Source organism: Clostridium boliviensis (genome assembly GCF_033342255.1).
Classification (GTDB): domain Bacteria; phylum Bacillota; class Clostridia; order Lachnospirales; family Lachnospiraceae; genus Lacrimispora; species Lacrimispora boliviensis.
The window spans coordinates 1-458 of the sequence record NZ_JAWONS010000125.1 but is presented as its reverse complement, the minus strand read 5'-3'; the positions used below and the strand labels follow the sequence as shown (position 1 = coordinate 458).

Sequence of the window (458 nt, the reverse complement as noted above, 5' to 3'; positions counted from 1 at the left end):
ATTACCGAGCCGGTTCGGCTGCAGGAGCACTTAAACGCGATGGAGCAGGAAATGGCCCGGCTCCAATCGGAGCTGGATGCGCTGCGAAGAGAGAAACGGGACGATGGCGGGTTTGTCGCCGTAAACGGCTCGATGAAGCGTTCCCTGGAAATGGCGCGGAAGGTGGCCCAGGTGGATGTCCATGTGCTGCTCCAGGGCGAATCGGGGGTCGGAAAGACGGCGATTGCCCGGTATATTCATCAACAAAGCAACCGGGCGGGAGGTCCGTTTATTGAAGTCAACTGCGGGGCAATCCCGGAGTCCTTGTTTGAGTCGGAGTTTTTTGGTTACGAACCCGGCTCCTTTACCGGGGCCAGCAGTAAGGGCAGAGCGGGATTTGCCGAACGGGCCCACGGAGGTACCTTGTTTCTGGACGAGATCAGTGAACTTTCCTTTTCGGCCCAGGTGAAGGTGCTGAA

The 458-nt window shown here is 58.1% G+C and carries 1 protein-coding gene; it reads left to right on the top strand.

The window, feature by feature from the left end; translation table 11 throughout:
- Positions 1–39: 39 nt before the first annotated feature.
- On the top strand, positions 40–458 hold a 419-nt coding region (locus RZO55_RS08835), incomplete at its 3' end, for a sigma 54-interacting transcriptional regulator (RefSeq protein WP_318063915.1).